The following is a 17,566-nucleotide window of genomic DNA, read 5'->3' on the forward strand; positions in this document are numbered from 1 at the left end:
TGGCCGCAGCCTTCTCGGCCGAGGTCGGCGACTTCACGAGGTTCCGTTCCGGAAGGCAGGTCACGGCCTATTTCGGCCTCGCGCCGAGTCAGAGGTCGAGTGGCGACTCCGTGCGGCTCGGAGGCATCAGCGGTGCGGGCAACGCGCTCGTGAGGAAGCTGGCCGTTGAGGGCTCATGGTGCTACGCCGCGGCACGGCACCAGCCGAAGCTCATGCCGAGGGACACGGGCGTGCCCCTCGAGATAAGGATGCACGGGAGGAAGGGGTCCGAGCGGCTCCTGCGGCGGCGCGAGGAGATGCTCGCCCGCGGCATGCCCGCGGCGAAGGCCAACGCGGCCACCGCGGCCGAGCTCGTGAGGTGGCTCTGGGCCCTCGGCATGATGTGCCGGGAGGGCGCGGAATAGACATAGCCCCCGTCCCGGCGAGCCGGGCGGCCTTCGGGGATACCCCCTATTTCGCTGTGCGCGCGGAGCCCTCCGCATGCGCCTCGACAGACTTGGGGAACCCCGCCGAAGGAATGGAGTGCGGGCCGACAGAACGGTATCCGCGGATATGAGACTGAGCCGAAGGCGTCGATGACATGCCGGGGGCGGACCGGGACGGGTTCAACGGCAGGCCCCGCCGACCGATTGCAAGCGGTCGGCGGGGCCATTGTGGCTCTTGACAGCGGATTGGGTCATATGAGCGAGCGGGCCGCATTTCCAAAGTGAGGAACGTCCCCAAGTGCCGCATCCGGAGCAAGGCAACGCCGCAGGTAGAGGATGGACAGCGAGCGACGTCCAGAGCGAACAAGTTGGCATGAAAAAGGCAAGGCATAGACCTTCTGGTCATGCCTTGCCTTTTGAATGACAAATTGTCGCCCTGGGCGGCGCGCAGCGTCGACCGGTCCGCCGTTCGGTAGAACGGCGGAACCTACTACACGGCCTGTGCCAGCTTCTCGGCACGCTCGGCGGCGGCAAGCGCCTCGATGACGGCACCGAGTTGGTCGCCCAGAAGGACGCCGTTGTAGGTGGAGTTGAAACCGATACGGTGGTCGGTCACGCGGTCCTGGGGCTGGTTGTAAGTACGGATCTTCTCGGAACGGTTTCCGTGGCCAATCTGGCTCTGGCGCTCGGCGCCGAGCTCGGCCTGCTGCTTCTCGAGTTCCATCTCGTACAGACGGGCACGCAGCATCTGCATGCAGACCTCGCGGTTTTGAATCTGGGAACGCTGCTCCTGCGACTGCACCACGGTATTGGTGGGCAGGTGGGTAATGCGCACGGCGGAGTAGGTGGTGTTAACGCACTGACCGCCAGGACCGGAGGCACAGTAGGTATCGATGCGCAGGTCGGACTGGTTGATCTGAACGTCGATCTCCTCGGCCTCGGGAAGCACGGCGACAGTTGCCGTGGAGGTCTGGATGCGGCCCTGGGACTCGGTCTTGGGAACGCGCTGGACACGGTGCACGCCGGACTCGAACTTCATGACGGAGTAGACACGGTCGCCCTCGACCTTGAACTCGATGGACTTAAAACCGCCGGCCTCGCTGGGGCTGGAGTCGAGCACGGTGGTCTTCCAGCCACGCGACTCGCAGAAGCGTTGGTACATCTTGTACAGGTCACCGGCGAAAATGGCCGCCTCGTCGCCACCTGCGGCGGAGCGGATCTCGACGATGGTGTTCTTGTCGTCATTGGGGTCACTCGGGATGAGCATGTACTTGATGTCTTCCTCGAGCTGGGGAAGTTTGTCCTCGTTCTCGGAGATGTCCATCTGGAGCATCTCCTTCTCGTCGGCATCGGTAGTGTCACGGAGCATTTCTTTGGCAGCCTCGATGTCGTCGAGCGCGCCGATGTACTCGCGCGCAGCGGCAATGAGGTCGGACTGGTGCGCGTACTCCTTGTTGAGACGCGTGAACTCCTTGATGTCGGAGGCGACGGCCGGGTCGGAAAGCTTCTTCTCGAGCTCCTCGTAGGCCTTGATGATCTTTTCGAGCTTGTCGCGCATGGCGGAACTCCTTTATATGCGTGAAGGTGAAAATCGGCGGAATTGATGGGGCGCATGGCGCCGTTGCGGGGTAAGCCCAGCTAGAACATGTCGATTTTCAGATACATGCGCATCCCTTCGCGTATAGGGTACATAGTTGCGGTCTAACCCATATATGATAGCGTGCGCAGGCAAACCTGCATATAACCCGCACGGAATGCGTGGACGTAGTCGTTGGGGACGTTCCTTAACGACGAGTCGTTTAAGAACGTCCCCAACGACTACAACGGCTAACAAAGGGACTGTCGCTTTGTCACATTCTAGAGCGTTTGAAGCAGAGCGATGAAAAAGTGGACACCTTGGAGGTAGGCACGGCGGGTAATGCGCTCGTTGGTGCCGTGGACACCGCGATCGCACTCGTCATCGTCGACCACAAACGCCGAAAAGCGAATGCATTCAGAGCAAATACGCTGATAGTTAGCCGCATCGGTGGCACCGATCACAGTTGAGGGCACAATGCCGACAGCGGCCCCGCCCGCCGCGTTCGGTACGTTTTCCTCCGCCCCCTTTGGATCACGAAAGTAGCGGGCGGCAATAGTGCGAACGGCCTCGAGCCCCGGTCCGCCAACACGTGGGGACGGCGAGGGCTCGGAGCTGCCGGGGCCAAGTTCGACCCCCACGCGCCCGGTGAGGCCCGCCGCGGCAACGGCCTCACGGCAACGGTCAACAACATCAGCCACGCCCGTGCCCTCAAGCATGCGGAAGTTAATATTGGCCCACATATCCTGCGGCATCACGTTAGCACCAGTGCTGCCGCCCTCAATCTGCGTGGGCGCACAGGTAGTGGTCACGAGCGGATAGAGCTTGTTGCTGGCGAGGCAGTCGCGAACAATGACGCCTCCGTTGGCGGCAATCTCATCCGCCGTGTAGAGCCCCAACTCGACAAGCTGCGCGGCAAGCAGATCGGTCACGCGCGTCGGCCACTCGATATCGCAGATTGCGGCGATAGCGCGGCTCAATACCTCGAGCGATGTGCCGCCGTAGGGGTTGGACGAATGTCCGCCTTCGCTCTTCGTCTTGAGCACGATATCGGCATAGCCCTTCTCGGCAAGGTCGGCATGCATAAGCCAGCCCTCGCCCGCGCCGTACTCGGCAGCCGAAACAATACGGTAGTCACCCTCGTCGATCAGGTATTCAAGTTCAACGCCGCGCTCCTCGAGCACGCGGCCGATGGCCCCCGCTCTCTAGAGCAGCGTAACCTCGAAGGCGCGCTTGTCGGTGGCACCGGGAGCCAAGGTGATGGTGTTGACCTTGTGCTCGAAGACGTCGTCCTCGGTGTCCATGGTGGTATGTCCGGTCCAAGGCTCGAGCGCCACGAACGGGGCGTCGTTGGCGGCAGACCACACGCCAATGTACTTAAAGCCCTCAAAGTCAATCTTGACGCCGTGGCCCGACTTGCGACTGCGCAGCGTGAGCGTGGAGCCCGGGGTATCGGTGAACATGATGGCGTCGTTGTCGAAGCTACGGTGTGTGATGGGCAGCACGTCCGAGTTATCGGGAGCCTTGTAGCTTCCCTCGAACGTCATAAGGCCATCGGGCGTGATGATGGGGGCCTCGTTAGTCCAAGCCTCGGTAAACGCCAGCTCGTAATCCTCGAACGCCTCGTCCTCGGCACCGGGAACGGGCACGTTAAATGCGGGGTGGCCGCCCACCGAAAACGGCAGGTCCACGTCGCCGGTGTTGGTGACGGCAAAGGTCTGCGTAAGAGTGGCGTCGCCAGTCAGGGCATAGGTCATGTTGAGCTTAAAGTGGAACGGGAAGGCCTTGAGCGACTCGGGCGTATCGGTGATCTCGTAGGTAACGGACGAACCGTCCTCCGACACCTCGACCAGCTTGTGCTCCACGATACGCGCGATGCCGTGGCGCGCCATCTCGCAGCTGCCGGCCGCAGACGTCGCCGTGTTGTTGCGCAGCGAGCCCACAATGGGGAACAGGATGGGCGCATGCTTGCCCCAAAAAGCGGGATCGCCCTGCCACAGATACTCGTTGCCGTTGAGGGCAAGGCTCGTGAGCTGGGCGCCCATGGAATCGATGGCCGCGGTGAGGCCGCCGCGCCTGATGGTAGTGACGGTAGACATGCTACTTCCTCCAAAAGTAAACAATAGTGTCGAGGACTATTGTCCCACTCTTGGCGGCGGGACGGGACGGCAGGCGATTATTGAGTAGCCATAGCGGAAATGGGCGGCGAGCGCCTACTGGGTATCCACGTAAAGGTCAAACCCGCCCTGCGAGGTGGTGTCGACCGTATCGGGCGCCCGCGAGTTAAAGCTCGCGGGAACCATTCTTTTCGAGGCACGAAAACGCGTGCCGTCGGTGGCGACAGGTGGCTCATCGACCGTAAGTTCGTAGTCGCCGGGCTTGAGCTCGATACCGTCACCTTCGGAATTGACGTATTGGTGCTCGTCGATCGCTTGTCCCTTGAGCGTGCGGCCCACGATATGAATGAGCATCTGGCTGTCGCCGCGCGCGGTATCCCACGTCGCGCCGTCCTTGACCTCGACCGACACATGCACCGAGCGCGTACGGTTGAGCGATTGTTCGACGGAGATCTCGACCTCGGCGGCGTCTTGGCGCTGCTGCTCAACATGGCTCCAAACGCTGCCGATTGCCGAGCAGGCGATAACGCCGGCCATGAAGGCGATGAGGATGGGGCCGAGCGGAGAGCGCCGGCCCGCGCCTTCCTCGCGAGCCAGATCGGGGCGATGCGTGGGCGCAGGTGCCTGGGCGCCCTGCGCGGGCACGTCGAGAATGCTAAAGGATGCCGTGCTGTCGGGGTCGATAGTGTGACGCGGCTGTGGGGTCCTTGCCGGCGAGATGGACATGTCGGCCGGCTCACCCAGTGTGGCCGTGGCGTCGGCCTTTGCCTCGTCGGCCTCAGCCTGGGCCCAGGCCTGTTCAAAGGTTAGGGGTTCGGCCGAGTCGGAAGCGGCGTCCGTCTCGACGGCATCGTCGCCGCTCTCGTCCTCGTCGCTCGACACGTCATGCGGCGCGGGCTCGTCCCACTCCTCGTCCGGAACCTCGCCCTCGCTATACCACCATTCAAAGTTATCGATATCCATACGGGGCGCCCCTTAGGCCTCGCAAATAAACACTTGCTAGCCTTATACCCCCAGACGGCACGAGGGCTCGCACGGAATGCGAAAAGGACTGCTCCTTTGTCGCATCGAAACGGATCTGTTTACGTTTAGCCGCGGGTAATATTATTTCTCAACAAGAAGTCGACTGCCCCCACGATTCTGATGCCATCGATGTCCGTTGGATGGTCGCCATCCCTGACAATCAGGATCTTCTCATACGAATCAGGAATTTTTCCTAGCGTGCTTAGCTTGAGCGGTCGCAGCTCGCGTTCCCTCGTCGCCTCGGCATCGATCCGTTCGATAACCTGGATATATTTGCGGTCTGACCCCTCGCCGATTGCGACAAAGTCGATTTCCCCCGCGCGTAGATGGCCGCAAAACACTTCGTATCCTTCAAAGACAAGCTGGTTGTAGATAACGTTCTCGAGCATCCTTCCGCTATCGTTACCTCTATATCCGTCAAGATAGCTGCGAATTCCCGTATCAGCTATGTAATATTTACCGCCTGTCTTAAGAAGCTCCCGCCCCTTGATGTCATACCTTTTTACTTTGGTAAACAGGTACGTCTCTTCCAGAGCGTCAATATATGCCGACACCGTCGATGCGTTGGTCTTACCGCCCGCTGATTCGTTGAGCGTCCCTACGATTTTGTTGACCGAGGTTTGGTTGGAGATGTTGTCTGCCAGATACGCACAGAGCCGCTCGAGAACATCGCGCTTGGTGATAGCTCCGCGACCCCTACGCGTCACACGCGACAGGATATCGCGCGCGACGATCGTCTGGTAGAGGCTACGGATATAGTCGCGACACAGCTCACGTCTCGGCTCATCATGGGCCAGAAACGGCATGCCGCCATAGGTTATGTACTGCTCAAGCACGGTATTTGAATTAAGGCGATCGCCCGTCTTGGAAACAAGTTCGACCCTCTCACCAAGCCCTTCAGCGGCGACCGCATCAATCGAGCGAAAATCAAGATATTCGCCAAACGTGAGAGGCTGCATCTTGACCTCGACATATCGACCCGAGATAAGCGTTGCGAGCTCGCTCGATAGCAAAAAGGCATTGGAGCCCGTGACATAGATATCGCACGGCAAATCCACTCGGAGCGAGTTGACCGCCTTTTCCCAACCTTCGACATTCTGGAGCTCGTCAAAGAACAGGTAGGGATGATCGATGCCGTCGATGCGCTCCCGAACCATACGATAAAACGTCAGATAATCCGTAATTCCCGCGTACTCTAGAGATTCCATCTTAAAGGTCAGCAAACGCTCGGCTGGCACCCCCTGTTGCGCCAGATAGTCCCTCATCATGTCCAATAACGTTGATTTGCCACAACGGCGTATGCCCGTCACGATTTTGATGAGGTCGGTATCCTGAAAAGCAATGAGTCGATCAAGATAACGGCTTCGGCGAACGATATCCATAGAGTCTCCCTAGCGCCCGACCAGACATGAAATCTTATAAACTTGCATTTTTTGCAAGTTTATAAGATGTTACCTTAGAAACTTGCAGAAATTGCAAGTTTATAAGGCATGGAATGTGACAAACGGACTGCCCCTTTGTCACATCGCGAGGGCAGCGCGAATGGAGGGGCCTCGAGGGCCTCGCGGAGCCAAGGGGCCAGCTGCTCGGGGTGACCCTGCAGGTAGCCGTCGAGCTCGGACGGGGCCACGCGGCGCACCTCCGAGATCTCCTCTTGGTTGATATGCAGCTCGCCCGGCTCAACATGGGCAAGGTAGACCTCACACCATTCGCACTCGCAGCGACCGTCGCCGTGGTCCTCGCGGTACACCACGTGTCCGAGGTGCTCGAGCTGATCGGGCTCGCGCGTAATGCCAAGCTCTTCGTTAATGCGGCGCGCCGTGGCGGCCGCGACGTCTTCCCCGGGAAGCGGATGGCCGGCGCAGCTATCGGCCAGCACCCCGCCCCACAGGCGCTTGAGCGGACTGCGGCGACAGAGCAGCAGGCGCGCGTCTTCGCCCCGGCCCTCTACCAGAAGCGTCAGAAATGCCTGATGCAGAATACCCTCGCCGGCATGGGCCTCGATGCGGCCGGGCTCGGGACGCGGAATGGCCTGTGCCGTGGCGCCCAGGTGCGCGAACTCCGGCGAGCAGGCGTACACCGCCATATCTCGCGGCGTCACCGTCAGCTGGGCCATGAGCGCAAACTTGCCCTCGCCCACTGCAATCTTTGTCGTGTGCACACCCATGGGGTCCCCTGTCGCCCGCGATGTACCTGAGACCATCTTCGCCTGTATTGCGACTATACAGGCAAGCGCAGCCTGCGACAAAGGGACTGCCTCTTTGTCACATTAGCTTGGCGCTGCTCATGTGCCTGTTCTCGGTGTCATGCTTCACGCACTTGCTTTTCTCGAAATTCCCTCTCGAAACTAGCCGACTACCCCATCTACACCGTGCAAAAAGAAATCCGCTTGGGCAGCATGGACCTCGACAGCCGATTGATGTTCTATTACGTTTTCGAATTGATATTTGAGCGCTACTTCAAACTGGCCAAGAAATAAAACTTGGCATGCGCCCGGCTTCGACTCTTTAGCAGCCTTCTATATGAAAGGTATCGCCCTATGCAACGCGTACTGTTTATCTGCCACGGCAACATCTGCCGCTCGACGAGGTAACCGCTGATTATCAGGCATATTAACCATTCAAATCATCTGACCTACTACCTTTTTACTACTCATAGAGGCTCAGGCACGACAGGTCAGATGGTTCCGCTTTTCACAACAGCCTACTTTTTCGACCGTTCAACAGGTCAGTAGATTAAATAACTTATCAGCATGCTAGAGTTGTACCTGCTACACAGCTCTAGCATTTTTTAATGCTCGCGCTTCACAACTGAAGACACTCAACCAGCGACAAGGAGGGGTATTTGCCCTTTCTCCTTGCTGGTTCGTGCTATTGCGAGGCGCTCGGAGCTGTGTAGCAACTGTGGGTGGATACTCCTCCTTTTCGTGCTGCACATCCGCTCTTCGGATGAGTCTCCTTCCGCAGTTTCCGTCACGCCAATGGAAGGAGAACGCATCGTGCACAAACACATAGCTTTCATCTCTCAAAAAGTTCAATTTGCTGCACAACAATTCCGTTATCACGATGAATAAAACGTGGCCCTCGTCCGTTAACCCCAAGCTGCGAAATCGGTGTCAGTTCACACCGATAGCATTTAATTCACAGACGTCTTGAAAAGAAATACTTGAAGTCATAAAGACGTTGATGCACCGATCGCCAGAGAAAGGATGATTTTTATGGCAAACAAAGCACCAGCACAATGCCCATCTTGCGGAGAACGCACAGGTTGGAAATGCACAGGAGAATCTAATAAAGGCTTCAGTGTGGGAAAAGCCGCCGCTGGAGGTCTGCTTTTAGGCCCCATTGGCCTCGTGGGCGGAGCACTTGGCAAGAAGAAAAAGACGTATTACTGCCAGAATTGCGGATTCCGCGAAGACTACGATGCGTAAGGGATGACACCCATGACGGACGAAAACACTGGCACCGAAAGTGAAAGCGCGAAGTTTGCGACGCGCTTTAAAAAGGTATTGCTGCCTATGCTTGCCGTCTGCCTTCTTTGTGCCCTATACATCACCAGCTGTGCTTGCATATTGAATTCTTTCAATGATTCGTCAAGCTCCTCTTCTTCTGCCGCCTATGATGAAAATGATGAAGACGCTGAGGACGATGATGATTATTCTTCTCACTCCAGCTCATCGTCGAGCACATTATTAGATGAGGATGATTGGGTTGATACAGATGATGGCAAAACGTATCTAAAGTCAGACTCGGAAGACGGTGGCACAGACTACATCGACACCGATGGGGAGTACGCCATTCATAAAAATGCCGATGGAACTGGAGCAATTGCTGACAGCAAGGGCAACAAAGCCGTGGATAGCGATGGAGACGGAGAGCTCGATTCCTATTCAACCGATAATGGAAAAACTTGGAGCAGCCTCGAATAGAATTGATCCAAAGGCAGTTCGGGTAAAACACCCTTCTGCATTACCCACCGAGCATTTCATGTTGAGCGGCACGATTGCAGCCAAACTACAACCCCAGGGGGCCACATCAAAATCGGCCCCCCTTTTTTATGCCGTCAATCTCTCGAAACACCCGCCCTACCTATGGCGTTATATAACGTCTGCCTCGAACAACCAACTGCCTCGCATATTTCGGTAATGGAGAAATCCTTGGACTGCCACATCTTAATTGCAGTATCCATATCCCTACGAGGCCTCCCCAACTTCTTGCCCCTGCGCCTTGCTGCCTCTAGGCCATCGTTCACTCTGCTGCGGCACATTTCTACTTCAAGTTCAGAGAATGCAGCAACGATAGTAAGAAAAAATCTTCCCTGTGGTGTGTTTGCCTGAAATCCTTCTTTAAGACTCGTTAAGCCAACTCCCATTTCTTCCAGCTTATTAACGAGACTCAACACCTGCTGGGTTGAGCGACCCAAACGGTCAATAGAGACACACACCAATTCGTCCCCATCCTGAAGTTCGCTCAGCAACCTTTGCAACTCGGGTTTATTTTTTGAAGTACCGCTAACGCGCTCAAGAAAAATGAGTTCACATCCTGCATCTTTTAGCTGATCCTCTTGACGGTCAAACTTCTGAGCATCTTTGCCAGTGCTAACCCTGCCATAGCCATACTTCATTTGCCCCTCCTTTTTAGACTATATTATTAGACTAATTTAACTGGGCGAACATTGCAAGAAACAGCAGTCTAAAAATCAAATGTTTTTTAGACTTCGTTCTCTTTTGACAAAACTTTTTTCTGCCCACATTCTGCTTAGTTTTAAGGCTGTTTGAATCCATCTTCTATTTCTTTTGTCAACTACCAAACAAGATTTTCCATATTTTCTCTTGTTTTTCTTCACATTTCAGTTATACTCATAAACAGTTAAAACGTTTTATCAATTTGTTAGGAGGCCTCATGCCTAGGCAAAACAACCCACCACTTTTCAGGATATGTAAATAGCCCGCTAGTCAAAACGTAAGTCAAATAGCTCACACGCAAGGAACAAGAGACATGTGTCTCAACACCGTTAAACAACAAAAAGCAGTTTTTACCTGCTCAAAGACCTATTTACTCTTTGGAAGGAATCAAATATATGGCAGAAATCAATTCCAAGGCGACCGATTCGCTCCCCACGACTATTAACGAAGGCAAGCGCAATTTGACCATCTTCTCCTATGGTGTCCAACTAAAAAAGGAGCATAAGAGCTCTTCAACGATTGCCGATTTGATGCATCAAGCAAATAAAACACGCTGCAACCCTCCAATGGAAGACGATGAAATCAATCGCCTTATCCGCAATGTCTTAAATTGGGACTCCAATAAACCGCTAGGAACCGAGCGCAAAGGAAATCCCCCTCAACAAATATCTGCCGATCTTTCCAGTGCCGAGCAGGCCGCACTCCAGCTTGAGGCATTGTTTTCAGCTAGCGATATCATCTGTTTCAACACGCATTTTCACAAAAGCGATGAGGGAAAGTGGCTCCCAAATGGAAAGCCCGAATTCCACAATGCTTACAAGCTGATTGAAAAGCTGCGAAACGCTAACTCGATTGAAGAAGTGTTCCCTGAATACAACTCGCAGGCAGGAATCCTATTTTGCGTAAACCCGATGAAGGTAGGGCGACGTCTAAACGAGAATGTCACTTCATTTCGAAATGCTCTTATCGAGTACGATGACATCTCAAAAGAAGAACAAATCGAACGGCTGCTCGACTCTGGCCTGCCCATTCTGTCTATGACAGATTCTGGCAATAAATCCGTTCATGCCATCGTGCGTGTCGACGCATCAAACGCAAAAGACTACAAGCGCAAGGTGGTAGAGCTGCACGGAGCGCTTGAGGCCAAATATGGAAGCCCCTGCGACTCTGCGAACAAGAACCCGTCAAGACTGACTCGCCTTGCTGGTGCCACTCGCGGCGTGAATACTCAACAACTACTCTATACAGAAGTCAATGCAGATTCATATCTTGAGACGTTCCTAGAAAAATGTCCCAAGGAGCAAGCGGCTGAAAAGGACGAGGTGCTTGGCTTCAACGAAATGGGTGATTTACTGATAAATCAACAAGATGCCTGCTTCGTTGAAGGAACGCCCGCAATTAAGGTTAAGGGTAACTATGAGTACGGTCAGAATGCCATCTACCGTGCCATTTTGAACAATCGAAAGGATGCAAGAGGTAGTTACCGCAAGGAGGTGATGGACTACCTTCATTTGATGGCTCCAAACAAGCGCCAAGCGGATCCAAGATTCATTCGTTTTAAAAACGGCGTGCTAGATATCGATACAGGACAGCTAGTAGACAACCCATGCGATTATCTACTCCTTAACGAAATCCCTCATAATTGGAATCCCGAAGCAAAGTCTGAGCTTGTAGATTCTACTATCTACAGTATCGCCCAGAACAACGAGGCTGTCGTCGCAAACCTCTGGGAGATGTTCGGGTTGGCTCTCTATCGCGGTCATGACGTTTCGCGAATGATATTGCTTCAGGGCTCTGGAGCAAATGGTAAAAGCACGTTACTTGACATGCTTAGGCATATGCTCGGAGAAGACAATTGTTTCTCTCTTTCTATCTGCGATTTGGGCGAGAAATTTCAGCTCGTTCCCACAATGGGCAAGCTCGCTCTAATCGGAGATGACATCTCTAACGACTACGTCAATGGAAAAGCCTGTGCCGTCATGAAGAAATTCGTGACTGGAGACACAGTGAACGATCAGTACAAGGGAGGCGCAACGTTCCAATTCAAGCCTTATGCGACCTTGATTTACTCATGCAATGAGATACCAAAGTTCGCAGACGGAACATACGGTTTTGAAAGAAGAATCCATCCGATACCTTTGTTGGCTAGGTTCACTCCTTCTAATGCTGGATTTGACCCAAATCTCAGCGAAAAATTGAAGGAGGAAACCTGTATGGAATACGCCCTGACAAAGGCTATCGAAGCTCTTTGTCGATGCAGGGCAAACATGTCCCTAACCGCAAATGCGCTATCCAAGAAGATGGCTCAAGAAATCGTTAACGACAACGATTCGGTTCGTGCCTTCTTTGATGGAACAAAGTCTGATGGAACCTCGTTTGTGGGAAAGACAAACACTAGCGTCTACGCTTCATATAATTCATGGTGCAAAGACAACGGTATCGAGCCCCTCGGGAAGAGCAACTTCTCAAAGAAGCTGTGCGCCCATACTGGGCTGGGCACGATGAGCTCAAACGGTGTAAGAATCTACACCACACGAGCACGTAAGACCGCTTCCGCATCACCAATTTGATGTATATATTGTTTGCTATTTTCGCAGTTAAATAACTATATAGAACGTTTAGCACACTATTTTATTAGTTATTAAATAGATATTATCCAAATAAAAGAGATACCCCTACTAGATACCAGTAGGGGTATGCACAGTTAGCGTAGAGCCGTGCTATGCGTTCTAAATCAACTAGCGAAAACCTTCCACGCATAACAGGCCATTTAATCAATTCCCAATGAACAGCTTGGTAGCTAGCCATCTTTAAACAGGCCATTGGGGGGCGTATTTACACCCAGAACGTGTTTACGCCTTCCCATGTAGTCACTATGTAGTTGGGCTCAACATCACGTGTAGTTAAAATTCGCCCGTCCGTTTTTGAATAGGAAATGGCTCTGGAATAAGGCGCTTTACGGTAAACGCCGCATCTTATAAAAAAGCCTTATCCAAGGGATTTACCACATATTCTTGCAGTATTTTCATTTGTACTGTTTGCCAGCCTGCTTGAGGGCAGTCGAAGCAAAAATCGTCCACCCGCTAATCCTTTCAACATCGCGCGATCCGCAGATAGGGCACTTGAGATTCTTAGCTATCTCGCGCTGTCATAAGCAAGTGTGTCAATTGGAATCGTCATCTGACAATGGACAGCGTTTAAGCAATCGGACATTTCTTTCTAAGTTGCTGGATAGCCTTCGCAAACAAAGTAAATCCGCCTCTGTTTGCGTAAAAAAGAAGCAGCGGATCGCCTATTTGATTTGAAATCTGACGAGCCGACCTGACCAACCAATTGCGGCTAGTACATCAGCTCACAGGAAACGCGCTGAAGCGAATGCATGTCAACAGAGCCCTCCTCTAAATCTGGTTCAAATGTTGCCTGATATTCGCATTCAAATGAAGAGGATAGTTTGTGTTTAACCGAGCTACTATACCAGCCCGCGTGTTCACGAGATTCAACAGTGACGGTAAAGGTTCCACCATTTTCGTCATCATCTTCAATCGAAACGCTATCCAGCGCCAAGCTCACTTCCAACTCAGGCGGATCAATCTTCCAGTTGCTTACAACCCTGCCGTATATCGCGTCTATCGTTTCCTCTTCTGCCAGCAATTTGAGCACCTTTAACTTGGACTCCTCGGAGAGCCTGGAATAGTTGAAAGACGTAAAGTTATTAAGCTCCTCCGTATAATTGGTCGATTTTTCTTCCCACTCGTCAAGATCAACCCAATCATCGTACTCATACAGACTGTTGTTTTCTTCAAATGCCAATAGCCCTTTTTCCGCATTATCCCGAGGAAGAAACACAGCCGAATACCAAACCATTAAGAGGATGAGTCCGATGAGCAGCATTGGCACGAAGAACCTGATTGCCTTTTTCTTGGTTTCGGCCTGTTTCTCATCTCTTTTTTGTCTTTCGGCCTCTTCCCTTTCTTTTCGATCCGCCCCCTTTTGCGAGAGCGTTTTTAAGTCCTCAAGTGCTGATGAATAGGTCGAAAGGTCTAACCCGCACGAAACGCAATGCTTAGTCCCAACGTTAACTTGGCCACAGGGGCAAAGCGTCCAACCGTCATTTCTCTCAATGGAATATAGAGATGCCTTACGCGAATCCTTGCACCCTAATTCTCGAAGCTCGCGTACCCGTTCCTCAAGAGCCGTTGAGGGCAACGACAACGCGCACGGCTTACGCACCTTCGAAAGCGGCAAATGCGAGACCCACTGCCCTGAATCCCGACACACAATTTCAACTTTGACCCTCGCTGCAATCGCATCACCCGCTGAAAGAACAACGGGCCTAGCGGAATACGTCATTCCTGAAAATATGTCGGCATCCAAAGGATTCAGGCATAGGTTCTCTTCCGATCCGTCACCGTAAACAACCGTAATCGTTACCTTGAACGAGTTTATTTTCTCACCCGATATATTCAAAAACCTCGTCTGAACATAGGCATCGCCTGTGTCGGTGTTTCTTGCAATCTGGAGTGCATCGAGCAGAAGAGGGCACCCTTCCTCCCATGTTATTTCGGGAGTATCGTCTGTCGGGTCAATTCGATACACAACTTTAAATCCGCTCATGGATGCCCCCTCTAGAGTTTCGGAAGATTGGGCAGGTCATTCTGGACATTCCCATGCTTGAAAGAGGCTGAGGAAATCTCGTTGAGGCACCTGACCACTTCACTGAACCCGAGCATGAAAAGCCCACCGATAGCAGAGCCAGCCGCACCTATTAGCAGGATATTTGCAGAGAGCTTACTCACCTCTTCAAAGTACCCTGATGCATCCGCCATGGCACCTACGCCCGAAAAGAATTCGATAACTCCAACGACGATGGCAATGATGCCAACAATGCAAAGTGCCTTGCCGATACCGCTTTCCTGAGTGAGATTCTTAATCATGGCATTCTTCCTTAATCCGACAACAACCGAACGTATTAAATGGAAAGATGCCTCTTGTTGCAGCGGTTGGGAGGACATCCACCCACAGTCACCACAACCGCTCAGCACTCGGTATAGCGAACCAGCCTGAGAGAAGGACAGATGTCCTCCCAGTCACTGGTTCGTTTCTCTTAAGTTGTGAGTGCCCTCATGTAAAACATGATTGCGGTTGTGGTGGTTTAAATCTTATCATCGAACCTGAAGCACGGCTCTCCGCCTGAGCACCAAATCCGCCAACGAGCCCTTTCCTCGGTAATTTGCATTTCCACACTCTGCGAGATCGGCAGCTCAATCTCTCGGGGTGCTCATGTTTCAATGCTATCGGTGGACAGCAGCATCACTTGTGAGAGATAGGCCAGCGGGATGCAAGACACTTTTTACACACCAAGGCTTCGAATATGTTGAGCAACAAATATCCAATGCCCCACACTTGGCATCACCTGTTTGAATACATCAAACTGCGATTTCAATTGATGTCCGCTCAGCCTATAGCAAAAATGCACGCTGAGAGCGAAATTCAGGCTTGGAATTGCGCCGATGGACACTTACTCCAACCCCAGCCTCAACGGGGCAAATAGGCCTCATTTCCTTTGATTTAACCCAATAAACGAACCCTTTAACCATGGCATAGACAACCCCATAGCTACAATCATGTTGTCGTGCTTGAGTCTCTGGAAGGAGATCCAAGCTATGTCGAATAGGAAAGATAACAAGGGTCGGGTTCTCCATCGCGGAGAAGGCCAGCGCCCAGACGGTCGCTACTCGTTCAAATACACCAATTGGATGGGAAAAACCTGCTTTGTCTATTCGTGGACTTTGACAATTCACGACCAAACGCCACACGGCAAAAAGAGAGACCTCTGCTTAAGGCAGAAAGAACAGCAGATTCAAAAAGACCTCTTCGACCACATCGCACCTGAGAACATGAACGTCATAACTCTGGTTGAGAACTACCTTGCGACCAAGGTTGCGGTACGAAAGACAACTGTTAGCGCCTATAAAACCGTCACCAATTACCTGAAAACAGACAGCTTCAGCAAGGCCCAAATATCAAACATTACGGTGTTGGATGCAAAGAAATGGCTCATCCACCTTCAGCAAGATGTTGGAAAGGGATATAGCAGCGTCTGTAGCATCCGAGGCGTACTCAGACCAGCTTTCCAACTGGCCGAAGAATGCGGGATTATAAGACGCAACCCTTTTAACTTCGAACTTATCAATGTTCTGGTCAACGATACGGTATCCAGAGAATCGTTAAGCGTTAGACAAGAGCGGCTATTCCTTGAGTTCATGCGCTCGGATCATCACTTCTCGCGCTACTTTGAAACTTACTTTATCTTGTTGAACACTGGACTCAGAATTTCTGAATACTGCGGCCTGACCTTTGATGACATTGACTTCGATAGCCACTGTATACGTGTTCAAAAGCAACTCCATCGCGCGAGAGATATGCAGTATTACATTGAAGAGCCCAAAACAAAATCTGGTATGAGGTATATCCCCATGACCGCCTCTGTCGAAAAGGCCTTCCACAGTCTCATCGGACAGAGGGCGCAGCCAAAAGAAGAGCCTGTTATCGATGGGGTAAGGGGCTTCATATGCCTAGACAAGAATGAGATGCCATGCGTTGCCCTGCATTGGGAGCATAGGCTCAAACGCGCCATCATTAAGCACAACCGCATCTATAAGGAAGAACTGCCCCATATAACTCCGCACCAGCTCAGGCACACTTTCTGTAGCCGAATGGCACGCGCTGGCATGAGTCCAGCAAAGCTCAGATACATTATGGGGCACTCAGATATCAACACCACCTACAACGTTTACACCCATCTTGGGCTTGAAGATATTCAAGACGAGATGCTTGCTATTGAACAAAACCGCAGGTAAACATTGGTAGTAAAAATTTGAGCCGTACTACGTTTTTACTACTTTTGCTTCTACTTTTGACTGATTTCTGGCCTTAATGAAGTGGATTCTCCACCCTATATTGAAAACTGATTTTTAGAGCCATTCAACTCGTTGAATGCAGCAGAAGTGTTGGGGATAAAGGTCTTATCTTGTTATTATCGCAGGTAGAGATAACTATTTGACCCTGCCCCTTCGTCACATCACATTGGGGTTGCGGCTGCGATAATCGAGGCATCGGAATCGATTGAAAGGTATCGCCCTATGCAACGCGTACTGTTTATCTGCCACGGCAACATCTGCCGCTCGACGATGGCCGAGTCGGTGTTTACCGAGCTCGTGCGCCGCGCTAGGCGCGAGGTGGAGTTTGTCATCGATTCCGCCGCGACCTCGACCGAGGAGCTTGGCAACCCGCCACACCACGGCACCGTTGCCAAGCTGCGCGAAGTCGGGATTCCCGTCGTCGCCCACCGCGCACGCCAGGTGCGTCGCGCGGAGTATGGCGACTGGGACCACATTGTCTATATGGACGACGAGAACGCGCGTGGCCTGCGTCGCATCTTTGGCGACGACCCCGACGGCAAGATTACGCGCTTGCTCGATTGGACCGAGCGCCCCGGCGACGTGGCCGATCCCTGGTACACCGGCAATTTCGATGCCACGTACCGCGACGTGCTCGCCGGCTGCACGGCCATGCTCGAGCAGCTGTAGGCAAGCGAGGTCGCGGGCCACGCCTTCGGCGCGAAACAAGCGCGGATAATCTTCCACATGAAAAATGAGCGTGGGTTTTCTCCCACTTTGAGCGTTCAAGTGCGCTCTAAACGGGAGAAAACCCACGCTCATGAATGTGACAAAGGGACTAG

The 17,566-nt window shown here is 52.9% G+C and carries 15 protein-coding genes; 6 read left to right on the top strand and 9 right to left on the bottom strand.

The features are described 5' to 3' along the window. Positions 1-404, top strand: a 404-nt coding sequence (locus ACTQXI_RS03980) for a transposase (protein ID WP_441548359.1), incomplete at its 5' end; no start/stop codon positions are given. Between the two features lie 511 nt (positions 405-915). Here the strand turns inward: ACTQXI_RS03980 and prfA are convergent. The 6 genes from prfA to ACTQXI_RS04010 form a co-directional block, all read right to left on the bottom strand. Continuing rightward, positions 916-1,983, bottom strand: a complete 1,068-nt coding sequence (prfA, locus tag ACTQXI_RS03985) for a peptide chain release factor 1 (RefSeq protein ID WP_154518366.1) — start codon at positions 1,981-1,983, stop codon at positions 916-918. A 299-nt stretch (positions 1,984-2,282) separates the two neighbouring features. After that, a complete protein-coding gene (locus tag ACTQXI_RS03990; RefSeq protein ID WP_441048929.1) occupies positions 2,283-3,185 on the bottom strand; it encodes a peptidase dimerization domain-containing protein in 903 nt (300 codons plus the stop codon). A gap of 21 nt (positions 3,186-3,206) precedes the next feature. After that, positions 3,207-4,100: an aldose 1-epimerase family protein gene (locus ACTQXI_RS03995; RefSeq protein WP_427719707.1), complete on the bottom strand. Its 894-nt coding sequence runs from the start codon at positions 4,098-4,100 to the stop codon at positions 3,207-3,209. Between the two features lie 114 nt (positions 4,101-4,214). Further along, entirely contained in the window at positions 4,215-5,081 is an 867-nt protein-coding gene (locus ACTQXI_RS04000; protein WP_441548360.1) for a hypothetical protein, read from the bottom strand. A gap of 125 nt (positions 5,082-5,206) precedes the next feature. Next, complete coding sequence (locus ACTQXI_RS04005) at positions 5,207-6,523, bottom strand: ATP-binding protein (RefSeq protein ID WP_441548361.1); 1,317 nt, start codon at positions 6,521-6,523, stop codon at positions 5,207-5,209. A gap of 74 nt (positions 6,524-6,597) precedes the next feature. Further along, positions 6,598-7,308 carry an isopentenyl-diphosphate Delta-isomerase gene (locus tag ACTQXI_RS04010; protein WP_441548362.1) on the bottom strand — a complete coding sequence of 237 codons (711 nt, stop codon included), beginning with the start codon at positions 7,306-7,308 and terminating at the stop codon, positions 6,598-6,600. A gap of 1,050 nt (positions 7,309-8,358) precedes the next feature. Here ACTQXI_RS04010 and ACTQXI_RS04015 point away from each other — a divergent pair. Further along, positions 8,359-8,571: a hypothetical protein gene (locus ACTQXI_RS04015; protein ID WP_329739062.1), complete on the top strand. Its 213-nt coding sequence runs from the start codon at positions 8,359-8,361 to the stop codon at positions 8,569-8,571. Positions 8,572-8,583: 12 nt separating this feature from the next. Next, entirely contained in the window at positions 8,584-9,069 is a 486-nt protein-coding gene (locus ACTQXI_RS04020) for a hypothetical protein (protein WP_441548363.1), read from the top strand. Between the two features lie 134 nt (positions 9,070-9,203). Here the strand turns inward: ACTQXI_RS04020 and ACTQXI_RS04025 are convergent, their stop codons facing one another. Continuing rightward, complete coding sequence (locus tag ACTQXI_RS04025) at positions 9,204-9,764, bottom strand: recombinase family protein (protein WP_441548364.1); 561 nt, start codon at positions 9,762-9,764, stop codon at positions 9,204-9,206. A 456-nt stretch (positions 9,765-10,220) separates the two neighbouring features. Here ACTQXI_RS04025 and ACTQXI_RS04030 point away from each other — a divergent pair, with 456 nt between their 5' ends. Continuing rightward, complete coding sequence (locus ACTQXI_RS04030; protein ID WP_441548365.1) at positions 10,221-12,395, top strand: phage/plasmid primase, P4 family; 2,175 nt, start codon at positions 10,221-10,223, stop codon at positions 12,393-12,395. Between the two features lie 769 nt (positions 12,396-13,164). Here ACTQXI_RS04030 and ACTQXI_RS04035 read toward each other — a convergent pair. Together ACTQXI_RS04035 and ACTQXI_RS04040 are read right to left on the bottom strand one after the other, a co-directional pair. Then, the gene (locus ACTQXI_RS04035; protein WP_441548366.1) at positions 13,165-14,439 is read right to left on the bottom strand and encodes a hypothetical protein; all 1,275 of its coding nucleotides are present in this window, start codon (positions 14,437-14,439) and stop codon (positions 13,165-13,167) included. 11 nt (positions 14,440-14,450) lie between these two features. After that, positions 14,451-14,759 carry a hypothetical protein gene (locus ACTQXI_RS04040; RefSeq protein WP_441548367.1) on the bottom strand — a complete coding sequence of 103 codons (309 nt, stop codon included), beginning with the start codon at positions 14,757-14,759 and terminating at the stop codon, positions 14,451-14,453. A gap of 729 nt (positions 14,760-15,488) precedes the next feature. Between ACTQXI_RS04040 and ACTQXI_RS04045 the strand changes: the two genes are divergently transcribed. Then, on the top strand, positions 15,489-16,685 hold the full coding sequence (locus tag ACTQXI_RS04045) for a site-specific integrase (protein WP_441548368.1): 1,197 nt from the start codon (positions 15,489-15,491) through the stop codon (positions 16,683-16,685). Positions 16,686-16,967: 282 nt separating this feature from the next. Further along, positions 16,968-17,414 (top strand): low molecular weight protein-tyrosine-phosphatase, encoded by a 447-nt coding sequence (locus ACTQXI_RS04050; RefSeq protein ID WP_441048925.1) that lies wholly within the window; start codon positions 16,968-16,970, stop codon positions 17,412-17,414. Positions 17,415-17,566: the final 152 nt, after the last annotated feature.

The organism is Collinsella sp. LCP19S3_C9 (genome assembly GCF_052121575.1).
Classification (GTDB): Bacteria; Actinomycetota; Coriobacteriia; order Coriobacteriales; family Coriobacteriaceae; genus Collinsella.

Excerpts from the sequence above, each read along its gene's own strand:
- ACTQXI_RS04025 (WP_441548364.1), bottom strand. The coding sequence starts at position 9,764 with ATGAAGTATGGCTATGGCAGGGTTAGCACTGGCAAAGATGCTCAGAAG.
- ACTQXI_RS04050 (WP_441048925.1), top strand. The coding sequence starts at position 16,968 with ATGCAACGCGTACTGTTTATCTGCCACGGCAACATCTGCCGCTCGACG.
- ACTQXI_RS03995 (WP_427719707.1), bottom strand. The coding sequence starts at position 4,100 with ATGTCTACCGTCACTACCATCAGGCGCGGCGGCCTCACCGCGGCCATC.
- ACTQXI_RS04005 (WP_441548361.1), bottom strand. The coding sequence starts at position 6,523 with ATGGATATCGTTCGCCGAAGCCGTTATCTTGATCGACTCATTGCTTTT.
- ACTQXI_RS04020 (WP_441548363.1), top strand. The coding sequence starts at position 8,584 with ATGACGGACGAAAACACTGGCACCGAAAGTGAAAGCGCGAAGTTTGCG.
- ACTQXI_RS04015 (WP_329739062.1), top strand. The coding sequence starts at position 8,359 with ATGGCAAACAAAGCACCAGCACAATGCCCATCTTGCGGAGAACGCACA.
- ACTQXI_RS04030 (WP_441548365.1), top strand. The coding sequence starts at position 10,221 with ATGGCAGAAATCAATTCCAAGGCGACCGATTCGCTCCCCACGACTATT.
- ACTQXI_RS04045 (WP_441548368.1), top strand. The coding sequence starts at position 15,489 with ATGTCGAATAGGAAAGATAACAAGGGTCGGGTTCTCCATCGCGGAGAA.
- ACTQXI_RS04000 (WP_441548360.1), bottom strand. The coding sequence starts at position 5,081 with ATGGATATCGATAACTTTGAATGGTGGTATAGCGAGGGCGAGGTTCCG.
- ACTQXI_RS04035 (WP_441548366.1), bottom strand. The coding sequence starts at position 14,439 with ATGAGCGGATTTAAAGTTGTGTATCGAATTGACCCGACAGACGATACT.
- prfA (WP_154518366.1), bottom strand. The coding sequence starts at position 1,983 with ATGCGCGACAAGCTCGAAAAGATCATCAAGGCCTACGAGGAGCTCGAG.
- ACTQXI_RS04040 (WP_441548367.1), bottom strand. The coding sequence starts at position 14,759 with ATGATTAAGAATCTCACTCAGGAAAGCGGTATCGGCAAGGCACTTTGC.
- ACTQXI_RS04010 (WP_441548362.1), bottom strand. The coding sequence starts at position 7,308 with ATGGGTGTGCACACGACAAAGATTGCAGTGGGCGAGGGCAAGTTTGCG.